Annotated in this window: 14 protein-coding genes; 5 read left to right on the top strand and 9 right to left on the bottom strand. The window is 44.0% G+C overall.

Translation table 11 applies throughout. The features are described from left to right. Positions 1 to 5: 5 nt before the first annotated feature. From BTV98_RS07990 to BTV98_RS07975, 4 genes are all read right to left on the bottom strand, one after another. Positions 6 to 329, bottom strand: coding sequence for a hypothetical protein (locus BTV98_RS07990; RefSeq protein WP_256713873.1), 324 nt, complete (start codon positions 327 to 329; stop codon positions 6 to 8). Between the two features lie 90 nt (positions 330 to 419). Further along, positions 420 to 1325, bottom strand: a complete 906-nt coding sequence (gene dapA / locus BTV98_RS07985; RefSeq protein WP_058367899.1) for a 4-hydroxy-tetrahydrodipicolinate synthase — start codon at positions 1323 to 1325, stop codon at positions 420 to 422. A 250-nt stretch (positions 1326 to 1575) separates the two neighbouring features. Further along, positions 1576 to 2850: a hypothetical protein gene (locus tag BTV98_RS07980; RefSeq protein WP_075103357.1), complete on the bottom strand. Its 1275-nt coding sequence runs from the start codon at positions 2848 to 2850 to the stop codon at positions 1576 to 1578. A 144-nt stretch (positions 2851 to 2994) separates the two neighbouring features. Continuing rightward, the gene (locus BTV98_RS07975; RefSeq protein WP_256713872.1) at positions 2995 to 4452 is read right to left on the bottom strand and encodes a Do family serine endopeptidase; all 1458 of its coding nucleotides are present in this window, start codon (positions 4450 to 4452) and stop codon (positions 2995 to 2997) included. Between the two features lie 785 nt (positions 4453 to 5237). On the opposite strand from BTV98_RS07975, the gene BTV98_RS07970 reads away from it, so the two are divergent. Continuing rightward, a complete protein-coding gene (locus BTV98_RS07970) occupies positions 5238 to 7571 on the top strand; it encodes a cation:proton antiporter (protein ID WP_058367896.1) in 2334 nt (777 codons plus the stop codon). A gap of 287 nt (positions 7572 to 7858) precedes the next feature. Here the strand turns inward: BTV98_RS07970 and tmk are convergent, their stop codons facing one another. Both tmk and mltG read right to left on the bottom strand, forming a co-directional pair. Then, positions 7859 to 8566, bottom strand: a complete 708-nt coding sequence (gene tmk, locus BTV98_RS07965) for a dTMP kinase (RefSeq protein WP_082637978.1) — start codon at positions 8564 to 8566, stop codon at positions 7859 to 7861. 101 nt (positions 8567 to 8667) lie between these two features. Beyond that, on the bottom strand, positions 8668 to 9933 hold the full coding sequence (gene mltG, locus BTV98_RS07960; protein ID WP_058368424.1) for an endolytic transglycosylase MltG: 1266 nt from the start codon (positions 9931 to 9933) through the stop codon (positions 8668 to 8670). 176 nt (positions 9934 to 10109) lie between these two features. On the opposite strand from mltG, the gene BTV98_RS07955 reads away from it, so the two are divergent. Both BTV98_RS07955 and BTV98_RS07950 read left to right on the top strand, forming a co-directional pair. Beyond that, a complete protein-coding gene (locus BTV98_RS07955) occupies positions 10110 to 10874 on the top strand; it encodes a DpnI domain-containing protein (RefSeq protein WP_075103356.1) in 765 nt (254 codons plus the stop codon). 148 nt (positions 10875 to 11022) lie between these two features. Continuing rightward, on the top strand, positions 11023 to 11214 hold the full coding sequence (locus BTV98_RS07950; protein ID WP_058367894.1) for a DpnD/PcfM family protein: 192 nt from the start codon (positions 11023 to 11025) through the stop codon (positions 11212 to 11214). 4 nt (positions 11215 to 11218) lie between these two features. Here the strand turns inward: BTV98_RS07950 and BTV98_RS07945 are convergent, their stop codons facing one another. Both BTV98_RS07945 and BTV98_RS07940 read right to left on the bottom strand, forming a co-directional pair. Next, a complete protein-coding gene (locus tag BTV98_RS07945; RefSeq protein ID WP_256713871.1) occupies positions 11219 to 12235 on the bottom strand; it encodes an aminotransferase class IV in 1017 nt (338 codons plus the stop codon). Between the two features lie 2 nt (positions 12236 to 12237). Further along, positions 12238 to 12921 carry a hypothetical protein gene (locus tag BTV98_RS07940; RefSeq protein WP_227511672.1) on the bottom strand — a complete coding sequence of 228 codons (684 nt, stop codon included), beginning with the start codon at positions 12919 to 12921 and terminating at the stop codon, positions 12238 to 12240. 138 nt (positions 12922 to 13059) lie between these two features. Between BTV98_RS07940 and BTV98_RS13770 the strand changes: the two genes are divergently transcribed. Then, positions 13060 to 13182, top strand: coding sequence for a hypothetical protein (locus tag BTV98_RS13770; RefSeq protein WP_256713869.1), 123 nt, complete (start codon positions 13060 to 13062; stop codon positions 13180 to 13182). Between the two features lie 363 nt (positions 13183 to 13545). Next, on the top strand, positions 13546 to 14403 hold the full coding sequence (gene aroE, locus BTV98_RS07935) for a shikimate dehydrogenase (protein ID WP_058367892.1): 858 nt from the start codon (positions 13546 to 13548) through the stop codon (positions 14401 to 14403). 21 nt (positions 14404 to 14424) lie between these two features. Here the strand turns inward: aroE and BTV98_RS07930 are convergent, their stop codons facing one another. Further along, positions 14425 to 15516 (bottom strand): FUSC family protein, encoded by a 1092-nt coding sequence (locus BTV98_RS07930; protein WP_058367891.1) that lies wholly within the window; start codon positions 15514 to 15516, stop codon positions 14425 to 14427. Positions 15517 to 15741 lie beyond the last annotated feature (225 nt).

Raw genomic sequence — 15741 nt, 5'->3', positions numbered from 1 at the left:
GATTACTAATTAGCAGGGACAGCAGTTACTGGAACCGCGCGTTCAGGCTTTGGTAGCCGATACTGCTTGCCTGATTCATTCTGTAGTTTGAGCGTGTTTGCTCCAAGATTTGGCGTAGGGTACAAAGGCACAAATGGTGCTGCTTCTTGGGAGACAGGCATCTCTAATGGCGCAAGCTTTTTACTATCTTGGTATTCTAAGCTACCATTGTCACGCTTACCAAGTAGCTCTTTCGTAGCCTGACAGCCACTTAATACTAAAGTGCTACTTAACACTAAAGTCACTATGGCGGTCAATCGTTTTGGGGTCGTTAATGATGCTTTCATCATATTATCTCTCAGAGTTAGCAATCGACACTTATATAGATACGGTACGAATACTGTTCCCAGCGCATCTAATGATTGGTTTGTAGCCGATATTTATAATAAACCTGCCTGTTCTAAGGCAGTATCAATCGTGGCATGGTGTTCTTTGGCCAGCCATACTAGCGGCAAACGAATACCTGTATCTATCATACCCATTTTATGTAACGCATATTTTGCTGGAATAGGGCTCGACTCAATAAATAAATCACGGTGCAAATGCTTAACGACATCATGTACTGCATACGCTGTATCAAAATCTCCACGTAGAGCAGCTGAGAAGGTTTCACTCATCGCTTTAGGTGCGACATTGGCAGTTACTGAAATATTACCCTTGCCGCCCACTTTCATTAAATCAAGCGCAGTGCCATCATCACCAGATAGGACAACCATTCTATCACCGACTGCTTTAATCAATTGCTCTCCGCGTTCAACAGAGCCAGTCGCATCTTTAATCGCCACGATGTTATCAATATCTGCTAGACGCTCTACAGTTTCTTGGGCAATATCGACAACCGTACGACCTGGTACATTATAGAGCATCTGCGGCATATCCACGGCTTCAGCAATAGCTTTATAATGCTGATACAAGCCTTCTTGAGGCGGCTTATTATAGTAGGGCGCAACCAATAAAGCACAGTCCGCTCCAGCTTCCTTAGCATCTTGAGTAAGCTTGATTGCTTCCATCGTATTGTTAGCACCTGTCCCAGCAATGACTGGCACACGGCCATTGACATGCTTGACGAAGTAGCAAATAACATCGCTATGCTCTTGCATAGATAAGGTCGCAGACTCACCTGTAGTCCCAACTGCCACAAGACAATGTGTGCCTTGCTCAATCTGCCAGTCTATAAGCTTGGCCAGACGTTTATAATCGACCGTACCGTCAGGATGCATGGGTGTTACTAAAGCTACCATTGAGCCTTGTAGTCGGGTTTGGATGTCGTCGTATGCTGTACTCATAACTGTGCCTTACTGTATTGTCTTAGCTTTGATTAAAGCTATTACATGATAGGTCGTATGCAAGGACTACTGCCCTGCTTCATATTACTGCTGTTATAAATGCTCGATAGTGTAGCATATTTTGATTTAGTCACTCACTAACAATTGAGCGTCAATTGGCTATTATTTGTAGAGAATAAAAACTTATGTTTTTTGCTACAAAAGTGCGTCTAACACCAATTATTAACCTTGATAAAATTTTTACTTACTTTTAACGAATCGTCAATACATCAATGGTAGGACGACGGAGACGAAATGGCAACCCGCGCGTACCGATGCCACTACTGACAAATACTTGAGCGCTAGCATGCTGATATAAACCGCGTGCATTATCGAAGCCTGCATAAGAAAAAATAGTAGATTTGATACTAGCATCACTATTAGTGCGTTGCGGCTTGGGTAGGTTGCTCAGTTTCTCGCTAGATTTTGCTGATTTTGCCGCCGCTGCTATCAATAGCGGTCTTGGCTTTAATGCTTTTGGTAAATCTGTAATACTATCAAAGCGTGACGCCAAAATAACAACTGGCAGTACCGACTCCTCGATTTTAGTACATAGCTCCGCTTTGTTAGCTACTACGATGATATCGCTATCGGCAGCGTTATTTTGAGTAGGTTTGGGTAACTGAGATGTTTTTGCTACAGGGTTCTTACAAGATTGCTTAGCATTAAATTGTGGGCTGTTGCCCTTATAAGATGACGGCATATCTTGCCAGCCGCACAGCATCGCCACATGCGATGTCAGGTTTGAGCTTTGAGGTTGCGCACTTGGTGTGGCGTTTTTGGCGAGGTGAGTTGCAATCGGTGGTAGTAATCGGCACTGCTGACCAATATAGGTAATGTCGAGTACATCAAAAGCACAAGCCAAAGTATCTTCTAATAAAGGTTGACCTTGCTTGGTCGTATTCATCGACTGATAACGTAAATCCGAGATGCTCATGACGGTATAAACGGGCTTATTGACCCCTTTAAAAAGCATCAACTGCCCAACCAAATCAGCACCCGGATAATAAAGCCAATCACCGGTGATCAATACCGCATCTACCGATAGCTCATTAATCGTCGCCACAAGCTTACGTATATGTCGTGGCTTGCCACTATATAACCCGATGCGTAAATCCGCCAATACGGCTACGCTCAGCGATGTTTTTAGGTCAATATCCACTGTCTGTCGATGTATACGTAAGCGAGTGGGCTGCACGATAACCGTATAAAAATACAACCCCATAGCTACTAACGCTATCAATACTAGCGATAATGGTAGCTGCGCCACTACCGAAGTCACGTTTTGTGTTCGATCAATCACTAACAGCAGTGCCCAAATCGGCATGGTATAGGCTGCATAATATAATGCCAACTTTGGCCAAATGCGCATAAAGCGCTTACTGGGGTTGGCATTAAAGGTCTGTAATCCTGACCACAATACTACGTACGCTAACAGTGCTGTTGCGATAAGCATACTTAGCGTATAAATGGCGTGGTCAATCATGAATACCTAGCTGTAATATAGACGTACAAAAATAAAGAAATACTGATTCTGACTAAAATCAAAAAACCAGCCATTATAAAGGGCGACGTCGATGATAAACAAGTCTCTTTGACGACCCTTTATGACCAGTTGTTATAATTGGCCCTACTCGATACGCAGTCCGATAATCGCTGGTATCCCTTGACGCATCACTTCAATCGTCACCACGCCTTTAGTCGGTAGCGACGAGATAGCATCAGAGAAATCGCTTGCACTGGCTATGGGTTTTTGATGCAAATTGGTAACGATATCCCCTGCCATGATACCTGAACGCGCAGCCAGTCCTGTTGGATCAACAGCGGTAACGAGTACGCCAGTCTTATCATCGGTTGCAAGCTCCGCTTGCTCATCTGGCGTGAGGTTACGCAGACGCAGACCTACACGCACCTCGTTGTTTTGCTGATCACGGCCCTGGGCTTGGACATCACTTGGAGCCTGACTAAGCTTGCCTGAGACAGTCAACTGCTTACCATTACGTTGTACTTGTGCGCGAAAAGTATCATTGGGATGCGCGCGATTGATGAGATTTAATAGGTCTGATGCTCGCATGATTTTGCTATCGTTATACTGCAAAATAATATCACCTGTTTTGAGTCCCGCCTTTTGTGCAGGTGAATCTGGCGATACGCGGGTCAAAAGCGCACCTTGTGGCCGTGCCAACTGATAGACCTCGGCCAAGTTACGGTCGATGTCCTGTGGATAGATGCCTAAGTAAGCACGCGCCACTTCACCGTTAGATTTGAGCTGCTCATAAATATCCATCGCCGCATCTATTGGGATTGAAAACGACAATCCCATGTAGCCTCCTGTACCACTAAATATCCGTGAGTTGATACCGATGACTTCACCGCGCTGGTTAAATAATGGCCCGCCAGAATTACCAGGGTTGAGCGCTACATCTGTTTGGATAAAAGGCACACTGGTCTCGCGTGAGAAGCTGCGTGACTTAGCACTCACAATGCCGGCGGATGCTGAGTAATCAAAGCCGAATGGTGAGCCAATCGCCAATACAGGCTCACCAACTTTTATAAGATTAGAGTCACCAATAGGTAGCGCTGGAAACTGCCTACCTGATACTTTTAATACGGCTACATCTGAGCGCTCATCACTCCCAATCAGCGTTGCATCAAGCTCTGTACGGTCATTTAAAGTGACCGTAATGTTATCTGCGCCTTCTACTACATGATGATTGGTCAGCATATAACCGTTAGAGGTCACAAAAAACGCGGTACCATAAGCATGTTCAATCGTTGGTGTCACCGCCTGTTCAGGGATACGTACGCGATCACCAAAGAACTTGCGCAATAAGTCAGCAGTTTGAGCTTTGGCCAGCTCAGCTTCACTGACAGTCTTGGTTACGTTGACCCGCGCCACGCCTGGCGTTACTTGCTGTACAAGATCAGAGAAGTCAGTAGTAATGACGGCAGCTTGCGCACTAGAGGCAGTCATAGCACTGATAGCTAATGCGCTGACACTTGTGGTCATCGCTGTACTTAGCATAGCTGTCAGTATACTGCGTTGTAGTTTGCGCTGTAGCGGATGAGATAGTGATTGGCCCTTCATCTTGTTATTCTCCATTTTAAACGTTCAATCATTTTGGCTTCTATAGTAAATACTAAATAAAATGGATACACAATCATATGACGCGTGACTGGTGCAAACCCTCTTGCTCATCTCGCTAGTTGGTAAAGGCTTCATAAAATTTATACCAGTCCCACTGTAACTTTTTTATATTGAGCTGACTATATTTTTATCGTATTTACACGTTTATCCTATTTATATTATGCAGTAGAACATTCTTCATAGCTATGTGCCTGCTTCTTTATGCGTGGATGAGTTACCTAAACGAGTATAGAAAAAATCGGTTTATAAGGTGTTCACTTATACTGGCATTTACTACTGCTGCTAGTAGCTCGATATGCTTATACGTAAAGTACGTTTCACACAAGCTAAATTAAATCATGGTATGATAACAAACCAAATAAATCTATTAACAAACAAAAGTTTGCATTTAAAATTATGCTATTTTTACAAAGTTGTCAAATGACAATCTTTATTTCTATTGGTTTGCCCTATCTGTTTGAGCATTATAAGATGACTTATAGCTGTTTTTGAACGCTTTTTCCTATTATATAGATTTCTACTACTATTTTTGCCGATTGCACTATATGGCATGATTACCCCTGTATGATAACCAATAGTAATAAATAAAACCGTTATAACCGTTTGCAATAACCATTTACTATCATAGTCTTAGGGTCTATTTGACGTTTGCAAGAAGCCATTGTTAGATTGTGAGCGCCCCTTAACGTATGTACAGTATGACAAGCTTATAAAAGGATTAATTTATGGATACCGCCCTACTGTTATCCGGCGTGGTTGGGATCGGCATCGCGGCCCAATGGTTGGCTTGGTACTTAAAGCAACCGTCCATTTTGTTTTTGTTGCTGATCGGCATTATTGTCGGTCCAGTATTGGGTTACTTTGACCCTGATTTGGTTTTAGGCGAGCTTATGTTCCCTATTATCTCTTTGGGTGTGGCCATTATTTTGTTTGAAGGCTCGTTGACACTTGAGTTTGATGAAATCAAGCAGCATGGAACCGTGGTGCAGATGCTGGTGTCAATCGGGGTGATTATTACCATTGCGGTAGTGGCACTATCGACCTATCTGTTATTCGATGTTGACCCTCTAATCGCGTTATTATTTGGTGCTTTGGTTTGCGTGACTGGGCCAACGGTGATTATGCCGTTACTACGTAGTGTACGGCCAAATAAGACCATCTCTAATATTCTCAAGTGGGAAGGTATCATCATCGATCCTATCGGCGCGATTGCGGTAGTATTGGTGTACGAGTACATCATCTCAGGCGGTGAAGCCAGTAGCTTTTTATTGTTTGCCAAGATTGTCGTTTTAGCAACAGCACTCGGTATGGCGGGCGCTTGGGTATTAGCATTCTTAATGCGTCGTCATATGGTGCCTGAGTTTTTACGTAATGTCTTTACCCTTGCCTTTGTCTTAGTATTATTTTCGATATCGAACCATTTAGAGCATGAGTCTGGCCTCTTAACCGTGACCGTACTTGGCGTGGCACTGGCAAACTGGCCAAACTTCCCGCGCGATACGATTTTGGAATTTAACGAATCGTTGACTGTTTTATTAATCTCTGTATTATTCATTATTCTTGCGGCTCGTGTAGAGCTGGCAAGTCTTATGAGCGTAGGTTTTGCAGGGATTATATTGCTGGCAATCGTAATGTTCATCGCACGTCCACTATCCGTTTGGGCGTCTTCTATTGGCTCCAACCTAAAGACCAACGAAAAGCTGATGATTAGCTGGATTGGTCCACGTGGTATCGTCGCTGCCGCCATCTCATCGCTGTTTGCCATTCGTCTGCAAGAGTACGACATTCAAGGTGTTGAGCTATTAGTACCGCTGGTCTTTATGGTCATCATCGGTACGGTCATGATTCAAGGCTTGGGCGCAAAAATGGTCGGTAATTTGCTGGGTGTACGTGAGCCTGCCACCAACGGTATTTTGGTCGTCGGCTCAAACCCAATCGCGTTGTTAGTAGCGACGTCTTTACGAGATCAAGGGTTTGATGTGATCGTGGCGCACAATAACTATACCAATATTGCCGGTGCTCGTATGAGTGGCCTACGCACTTACTTTGGTAACCCAGTCTCGGATCACGCCGACCATCATCTCGACTTAATCGGTATCGGCCATCTGTTTGCTATGAGTACAGATAAAGAGCTAAACACCTTATCTGAGATACACTACCGTCATGAGTTTGGTGAACAAAAAATATTTCGTCTAAAGTTCAGCGATGAAAAAGTCAAAAATGAACGTGATACTAAACAGGCAAATTTCCACTCACAGTGGCTGTTTGGCAAAGACGTCACTTATACCAAGCTTGCCAGCATGCTATCTAAAAAGGCGCGTATCAAGATTACCAATATCACTGACAGTTATAGCTTTGAGCAATATAAAGCGGATAACAAGCAATTTGTCCCTCTATATACGCTCGATAAAGAAGGCAAGCTTAGTGTGATTACGGACAAATTCGATGGCAATGTACCCCGTGATCGTAAGCTGGTCGCTTTGGTCGTCGACGACGATATACAGCCAAAGCCTGTAGATGTCACTGACAAGCAAGTACAAGCACGCGCCGTCGCTGATGCACATTTTGAAGCCAACTCAAAAGCGCCTGAAAAACGCAAAGAAAAAGAGATGATTGAAGAAGTAGGCGATGAATTGAAGCAGGACAATGCTACAGCAACCAAAACTGAGTTAGGTGATCAGAGACAAAGTCAACCGACTCAGTCGAATGCTGCATCAGTAACAGAGCCGCCAGCAGAGTCAGATGTCTCGGCCGCTAAAGAGAAACCAGGTAGCTCTGTAGCTAATAGTCAAGAGACTGTCGTCTCAGCATCTAAAGCCGCTAATAAAGCCACTGAGACTACAAAGCCCGCGCAAAAAACATCAAGCTCAGTCGCCGCGTTAAAAGCCAATGCCAACGGTAGTGGCAGCGCACCCAAGAATAAAAAAGGCTCGCTTGATCCAAATCGTCTACCTGATACAGACAAAAATACGGCTTCTAACAAAGCTGCTGATAGTGATGATAGCGCCGACTCCGTTGATACAACCTTAAATAAGAGACCGGACAATGCGGATAAATAGTCCAGATAAACAGTAACGTCAGTTTTTCATAGCAGCAATTTATCTTAATGCCATAAAAAACCCCAGCCATTAAAGCTGGGGTTTTTGTTTAGTAGGTTATAGACTACAGTCAGGTCAATATACAAAAGATACAGCGAGACTGGGATAAATTTTTTGCCGCATCTGTCTGCGCAAGCACAGCACGCAAGAAAAATTTGTACCAGTCTAGCGAATCTATGCAGTGCATCTCTTTTATTTAGTAACGACTATATAAGAGTAGCTATAAACGCTACACGCTTACAAACATCCTAAACAAGCCCAAACTGCGACTCAACCGCTTGCCAAATACGCGCGCTAACCTCCTTGGCAGTGCCTGACGCATCAATGCGACGAATACGCTCAGGGTGCGCGGCAGCAAGCGCAGTAAACCCTACGTGCACTTGGGTAAAAAACTCCATTGCTTGCTGCTCAAAGCGGTCAGCCGCACTACGTTTACCTGCACGGCTCATGCCCTCGAGCACAGGTAAATCAAGCCAAAGTGTCAGCTCAGGCAGCCTTGGGACAAACTGTGCAATAAGCGTCTCAATTTTTGCTAATACCTCACTATTACCCTGCGCACGACCAAAGCCTTGGTAGGCAATAGTAGAGTCCGTAAAGCGATCACAGATGACCCAAGTACCGCGTTGTAATGCTGGGACAATCACTTGCTGAATATGATCGCAGCGAGCGGCAAACAATAGCAACAGCTCAGTGTCATCGTTGATGTCGGTCGTAGGGTCTAATAAAATAGCACGCAGACGCTCAGCGAATGGACTACCGCCAGGCTCACGTGTCCGTAGATAGTCAATACCCGCCGTTTCTAAACGCGTGCAAAGCTGCTCGATAGCGGTTGTTTTGCCCACACCTTCGGTACCCTCAAAGCTGATAAAGCGTCCATTCTTGCTCAGTGTTTTTATGTCGGACGCTCCTTTTTGAATAGCCAGTTGGGTTGCTTGTGTGTTTATGGGTACTGACATGGTATTGCCTTGTATTTCAAAATTGTTTTACTTATTTTTATGCAAAATAAAAATGGCTATCGAGCCTTTAACACTCGTAACCAAGACTCGTTGCTACTCTCTTACTCTGGCGGTATTTGGGACTTTCTTTCACGCATGACTTTTAAGTAGTCTCTTACCGCTTGGTTATGCTCGTCCAAGCTATTGGTAAACTTATGACCTCCATTGCCTGTTGCCACAAAATATAAGGCTTCGCTATCAGCTGGGTGTAATGTGGCTTCGATAGAAGCAGCAGATGGCAGGGCGATAGGCGTGGGCGGCAAACCATCAATCTGATAAGTGTTATACGATGTTTTCTCATCGATGTCTTGACGGCGAATATTGCCATCGTAGCGGCTACCCATGCCATAAATAATGGTCGGATCCGTCTGCATGCGCATCCCTTTATTCAATCGATTGGTGAATACGGCGGCCACCAGCTCACGCTCTTCAGGCACACTGGTCTCTTTTTCGATGATAGAGGCCATAATCAATGCTTCATAAGGCGTCTTATACGGCAAGTCTGGTGCACGGTTTTCCCAAGCTAGGGTCAATGCTTGCTGCTGGCGCTTATATAGATCAGTCAACACCTGCTTGTCACTGGCATCTTCGCCATAATAATAGGTATCAGGAGTGAACCAACCTTCAAGATTGTAGCTAACAATAGGGTCGTCGCTATTGGTCACTGAGTCAGGCAGTATACCCACCAAATCCAGCGCTTTTGCGATACTGGCATTGTCACTATCGGCGGTCAGTACTTCTTTTTTGATACCTGGGTTGTCGCGTAGATTTTGATACAAGTCTTTAGCGGTTTTGCCTTCGATGACTTGTACTTTTACCATCGCCACCTTCGCACCTTGTTGCAAGACGTGCAATGCTTCTGCTATCGTCGGGTTCTCTGGCAATTGATAGATACCTGCATGCAGCGGTGCATCTACTTGCGACTTGATATAAAACTTGGCAATGCTGGCAGAAAACAGCGGGATTTGCTGTTGCCACTGCGGAAGCAAGCCATAATAAGTGTCGCCCTGTTCAATCGTCACCTTTTGCTTGGGCTGCTCGATACGACCAAACAACGTTTGATAAACCATCACCAATAAAAAGGCAGCAATCAGTCCCAATACCAATAGAATCTGATAACCACGCTGCATAAAAAACGACTGGTTGTCTTTTTTGTACTCGCGCGGGGTGTTTTGACCATTGACCAAAGAAATATCTGTCGCTGGTGCTTTGTCGTCAGTCTCAGTGTCTTGAGATGTCTTAGCAGGGTCGTTAATAGTGCCGTCTCGCTTGTCTGATGGAGTATCATTAGGACGTTCAGGAGGCGTTTCAGGTGTAGGCTTGCTCATGGCAACTCGCGAGGCAGATGTTTGCTAGAATTTAGCATTGAACCGTGTGCTTTTCAATGTTATTTGTTTAGCTTATCGATTAACTTGGCATTTAGGCTAAGTTATATGGCTTAATATTAATACCTTTTATTGGGGTTGATACGTCTACATCCTTTTATTAATAATAAAAACTGATTATGAATCTACATTTCGATCAAAGCCTTGCTAAAAACTATAACTCTCAGGCTCAAAAGATTCGGGTACTCAGTGAGGCATGGGTGAAAAACAATGGTTACTGCCCCAACTGTAGCACTCAGCCGTTATTTGAATTTGCTAATGGCAGGCCGGTCGCTGATTTTTATTGTTCAAACTGTGACGAGCAATATGAACTAAAAAGTAAAAAGGCAAAATTAAGCAATATCATCAATGATGGTGCTTATAAAACCATGATTGAACGTATCAATAGTGACGATAACCCAAGTTTTTTCTTTTTGACTTACTCCAAAGAATGCACCGTTAATAGTTTTTTGATCATTCCTAAGCATTTTTTTAAGCCGGATATGATTGTAAAACGTAAACCTTTATCAATAACTGCCAAACGCGCAGGTTGGGTCGGCTGCAATATCGACTTGCGTAAAGTACCAGAATCAGGAAAAGTGTTTTTAGTCAAAGACCAGAAAGTCGTAGCACGCGCAAATGTCACCCAGCAGTTTCAAAAGACCTTGTTTTTACGTGAGCAAACACAGCAGACACGTGGTTGGACGTTAGATGTTTGGCAGTGTATCGATAGACTTGATGACAAGTTTTCTTTGCAGCAGGTTTATTCTTTTACCAATGAGCTCCAGCTCAAACACCCTGATAACAACCACGTTGACGATAAAATCCGCCAGCAATTACAAGTTCTTCGCGATAAAGGCATTATTGAGTTTTTGGGTCGTGGGCACTATCGAAAATTATACTAATCGCGTCTCGTTATACCGCTCAGGTTTAGGCTGTCCTCTTCTATTGCACAAGTCCACGTAACAAAAGACGATCACTTCTTCTAAGACTTTTTGCGATGTTAAAAAGCATAATGTTAAATATATTGACTTAAAATAAGAGAGGAAAGTAATGTCAGATAAAAAAGGCTTGAGAACTTATCAAATAGAGGTCATAGAAACGATGAGCGCTCTAATAGAAGTAACTGCCGAGGATGGCGAAACTGCTATATTAAAAGCGAGCGAAAAATATAGAAACGAAGATATTGTGTTATATCCTGATGATATGCTCGATACCAAATTTATTATATTTGCAGAAGAGTAATCGACTAACCAAACTCTACTACTTCTCCCGACAACAAAGCCAAACTTGTCACTGGCATCACCCCGCGCAAAGCATTACAAAAAAACATCTGGGTTAAATCTAGCAAATCATCATCATTTAACGCGCGCACAATCACTGGCGTCTTGGTCTTAGCGAAAGCATCAATAATGACTTGACGCATCACTCCAGCGACACCGGATTGCGTCAACGGCGGTGTAAACCACTGACCTGTTGATAGAGAATTATCAGAGTAATTGGCATTATCGTTAGAGTCAGTTAATTGAGTGCTAGATAATTGATAAAAGACATTGCTTATCGTGCCTTCCACCCAGCTACCGCTCATATCGCGCAGTAATCCTTCACCAATGGCCAACCCTTCACCAGCATCTAGTTCTACCTCAGATTCTAACGATTTGGCTTTAAGACGTTGGAGCTCACCGCTCGCCAGCACATTATCCAGTCGATTAAGGCTTTTGAGACCCGCTAACGGCGGCGGCAAGCAAGCAAGTTGCGCAGTTAGACATACCGCCGATGTCGTAGGTTGTATCAATACACTGTTCCCATCTGGTAGATAGGTATGCTGCGCGGTATCGATAGTCATAGCGATTGCTTTACACCAAACCTCGCAAGGGCTAGCATCCACATTCGCTGCAAAACCATAACCGCGTACAGCTTGTACAGCACGCGTGACGATGACTTTTATTACGCCTTGTTGTAGCTGCTGAGCGTGGGCTTGCAAAGTGGCGAGTAGCGAGTCGCTATCGATAGCTAATTGTAATGCATGGGCATGAGAGAGCAGTCTTTGATAATGATACTCTGGCCATAATATCGAGCCATCGATGACACCGATGGTAGTAAAGAAACCATCTCCATAAGCCATCCCGCGGTTGTCTGGGGTAATGACAACGCTATCTACATTGGCAACCACATTATCAGACTGCGGATATAGACGCTGCCATTTAGAGGCATGGTTAATAAACTGACTGCTATTGGACTCACTGTTATGGGAATCAGCCATCATACTTAGCTGTCTTCCGCTTGTTGCTCACCTGACTTATTTAGCACCAGCATACAACTATAAAACTCGCATTTGCCAAGCTCTATCTTTTGTCCACCAATGGTTTTGTTTTTTATGATTTGACCTCTGAGCATGTCTGAGATGACTTTTCCGCCATCATCATTCATAAGCTGACGCGCAAGCTGATAGGATTTTTTCGCATGGGCTTTACTCAGCTCTTTTTCTTTATCTGAGTCAGTAGGATTGGCGAAATACCAACCAAGCTCAAGATACTTTTCAGAGTCAATCAAGTCCAGATAAGGCGCATCTGTATCCATAAAACGGTATTTGACTGCTGGGTTGCTGGCATAGTCCAAGCTATTCTCATCGGTCGTAACGACCTTGCCAAAGGTTGATTTGATTTGATCAACTTCTTGTATACTTATAGGCTGGACTTGCTTGTCACCCCATGAGGATACATCATACTTGACTGGAGTGCCTTGCTCAGCTGTCGCCCCATCCAAGTCTGTCTCTGGTGCAGGACTTGCCTGGACGGGACGGGCTTGTTCAGTTGTATTGTCAGAGTCAGCAACATCAGGGGTGACCTCTTGCGTTGGGCCATTACACGCGCTCAATGAGACACCAGCTGCCATCATTATACCGACCGCAAAGGTCTGTAGGCTGTTATTCCACATGGGCAATTTACTCACACTTTTTGGGTCTAAATTATATTAACAAGTCGCAAGCGGTGCGGCTTGTTAATTAAGAATACTTGTTAACATGGTGCGTTATTAATAGATGTCATTATTAATATAATAGGTTATCGGTATAATAAATGAGGTCAATCAATGACCTATATCATAAGGCACTATACCTCAGTTACTACTTATACGGCGATTTCTATAACAAGTGCGCTTGCAATAAATGCGCCATTTATCAGCTTGACTTTGGATCATGATGCCAATATCTAATGTCATCATTATACTGCCCTCATGTCAACAGTGTACCCAACTGCCTAGCGCTTGACTAGCCTTTACGTTACGGATAACAATCCTAGAAGGTGCAAATTTGTTAAAAACATTGTTATCCCCTATGATGAGTAAGTTTTGATTGTTTCTTCTATCTCTTACTGCTTGTTATTTCTTTGTTATCATGGATTCAATATAAAAAGAGCACAAGTTAAAAAGAGCAAAAGGCTGCTGGAATAAATTTTACAAAGCCTCTGTCTGGCAACGCGCACAGCGAGCAAGGAAGATTTATACCAGCGATGAACGTACTTTTATTGTTTTGAACTGCATACATTTTGAACTAACTACATAGCTAGTGGACCGTTTATGACCCAGCATTTTATCGTTATTGGCAATCCCATTGCTCATAGTAAATCTCCTGAGATTCATCAGACATTTGCCGCGCAAGTGGGTATTGATATCAGCTATCGGCGTCAATACTGCCCTGATGATGTCGCAAGTTTTGATGCAGTTGTTGCAGCGTTTTTTAATGGTGGCGGCGTGGGTGCCAATGTGACAGTACCCTTTAAACAGCTCGCTTATGCATTATGCAAATCACAGGGCCGTCTATCTGAACATGCGCGTGTTGCAGGCGCGGTTAATACGTTACTGTTAACCGGTGACGGTTCACCAAAAGATAAGACGCTATATGGTGATAATACCGACGGTCAAGGCTTGGTTAATCACATTACGAGCTTAGGCTGGACGCTTACCAACGCTCGCATCGCTATTATTGGGGCAGGCGGGGCTGCGCGTGGGGTGATACTGCCACTGATTCAAGCAGGTATTGGACAGCTAACCCTTGCTAATCGGACTTTGAGTAAAGCTCAGGTATTGGTTGATGAGCTTAGCGCGGCCAGTAATACAATTAACGAGCATGCAGTTGAAACTTGCGCGACAACTGAGCTGACAGGAACGTTCGATCTGATTATTAATGCGACTTCTATTGGGCTATCGGGCGACACTTTGCCTATCGCTGAAGATCTAAACTGCCATTATGCCTATGATATGATGTATGGACGCGCTCTGCCCTTTTTGCAGCATTTCGCAGCGCGCGGTGCGCAAACCTCAGACGGCTATGGGATGTTGATTGGGCAAGCCGCGTTAAGCTTTGAGCGCTGGACCGCTCATACTATTGATGTAACTCAGGCGACTAGTGCGATTCAAGCGAGTAAGAAGCGTTGAGGAGTTTGCATCCATAAAGTGCTACGATGGCGATGATGAAAAACGTATTAATAGCCATTTTTCTATGCGCCGGAGCGGTACCCGTAGCCTGACTGAATGTATCGCTAGCCCTCCACTCAAGCCTACTACGCAGCCTAGGGCAGTATCGAACATTCGAGCCCGAATGACCTCTTCAACACTTGCCTGCACAAGCGAGGTGACACTGCCATATTCTGCGATAAATATCGTTAACGGAGTGATAAGTATCACGGCCAGTCCGTAATGTCGATCGACCAGCGATTCAATGCATAGCATCATAAGCAATATTGCGAGTGCCACCTCCCACATCGATAGATTCCAAGACAACATCCAACCAGCAACCACCATACCTACCAAGGTGCCCAGCAGACGATGCAACTGTTTAATCCATATCGTGCGCATCTGTATGCCCTGAATAATAATAAAACAGCTGACCGCAGCCCAGTATGGATAAGGCATATCTAGCATCACTGCTATCAATAGTGCCAAGCTGACAAAACTTGCAACGATAATACTGTCACTGATCGTATCGGGCTCATAACGATACTCTGGCACAGTAGTAGAAGGACGCGTCACCAATAAAAACAGCGTGTATAAAAGTGCCATAAACATTGAAAAGCCACTGCCCAACATTACAAGCCCGGTGGCTGATAATATCTGCTCAGCTGAAACAGGAATGAATAGAGCAATCGCACCCGCCATCATGACAAACAGTCCTGCAGGTGGCGGCTGACGATAATAGCGACCAAAAACAACGACGCTAAATGCAATCAGCGCAAATACTGGTAGTTTTAGTAAGGGCACTTGCTGCGCAATCAGTCCGAGCGCAAAGCAAAGCGTCATAGCAAAGCTCCAAGCCATCACCGTCACTAAGCGATAAGGTAATGAGCCTGCAAATGGTAAGTTTAATATAACCATGGCTCCTAAAGACGCCTTAATCCCTGCATGTAGTAAGCCAAAATATGCGCCAACAAAGACGGGGAAACTAATCGCTATAGCGGCGATGATTGGCATGTGCCATGGTCGACGGCTTTGATTGACTGCCAGCAGATGGTCAAGCTCTCCACGAATTAAATGCTTAATATAAGTGAGCATTTATTACCTCTCCTGTTTTTGCGATGTGAAGAACCCAAGTACGGTCATAAACTACTATCCTGATATATTGCTTGAAGCTGTCATTCGTTGATCTGTTTACCTAGGTTTAATCATAAAACCTATACATTAAATTTATAGTTACTCTACAATCTTATAAATTAAATTAATACCTAAACAGATGACTCATGAAAATTGGTTATGGATTATATATTTGTTTCAAAAGAA

It is taken from the genome of Psychrobacter sp. Cmf 22.2 (genome assembly GCF_001921745.1).
In the GTDB taxonomy this organism is placed as follows: domain Bacteria; phylum Pseudomonadota; class Gammaproteobacteria; order Pseudomonadales; family Moraxellaceae; genus Psychrobacter.
The sequence above is the reverse complement of the archived record's forward strand: the minus strand, read 5'-3'. Positions and strand labels throughout refer to the sequence as shown.

Excerpts from the sequence above, each read along its gene's own strand:
- BTV98_RS07990 (WP_256713873.1), bottom strand. The coding sequence starts at position 329 with ATGATGAAAGCATCATTAACGACCCCAAAACGATTGACCGCCATAGTG.
- dapA (WP_058367899.1), bottom strand. The coding sequence starts at position 1,325 with ATGAGTACAGCATACGACGACATCCAAACCCGACTACAAGGCTCAATG.
- BTV98_RS07980 (WP_075103357.1), bottom strand. The coding sequence starts at position 2,850 with ATGATTGACCACGCCATTTATACGCTAAGTATGCTTATCGCAACAGCA.
- BTV98_RS07975 (WP_256713872.1), bottom strand. The coding sequence starts at position 4,452 with ATGAAGGGCCAATCACTATCTCATCCGCTACAGCGCAAACTACAACGC.
- BTV98_RS07970 (WP_058367896.1), top strand. The coding sequence starts at position 5,238 with ATGGATACCGCCCTACTGTTATCCGGCGTGGTTGGGATCGGCATCGCG.
- tmk (WP_082637978.1), bottom strand. The coding sequence starts at position 8,566 with ATGTCAGTACCCATAAACACACAAGCAACCCAACTGGCTATTCAAAAA.
- mltG (WP_058368424.1), bottom strand. The coding sequence starts at position 9,933 with ATGAGCAAGCCTACACCTGAAACGCCTCCTGAACGTCCTAATGATACT.
- BTV98_RS07955 (WP_075103356.1), top strand. The coding sequence starts at position 10,110 with ATGAATCTACATTTCGATCAAAGCCTTGCTAAAAACTATAACTCTCAG.
- BTV98_RS07950 (WP_058367894.1), top strand. The coding sequence starts at position 11,023 with ATGTCAGATAAAAAAGGCTTGAGAACTTATCAAATAGAGGTCATAGAA.
- BTV98_RS07945 (WP_256713871.1), bottom strand. The coding sequence starts at position 12,235 with ATGATGGCTGATTCCCATAACAGTGAGTCCAATAGCAGTCAGTTTATT.
- BTV98_RS13770 (WP_256713869.1), top strand. The coding sequence starts at position 13,060 with ATGACCTATATCATAAGGCACTATACCTCAGTTACTACTTATACGGCG.
- aroE (WP_058367892.1), top strand. The coding sequence starts at position 13,546 with ATGACCCAGCATTTTATCGTTATTGGCAATCCCATTGCTCATAGTAAA.
- BTV98_RS07930 (WP_058367891.1), bottom strand. The coding sequence starts at position 15,516 with ATGCTCACTTATATTAAGCATTTAATTCGTGGAGAGCTTGACCATCTG.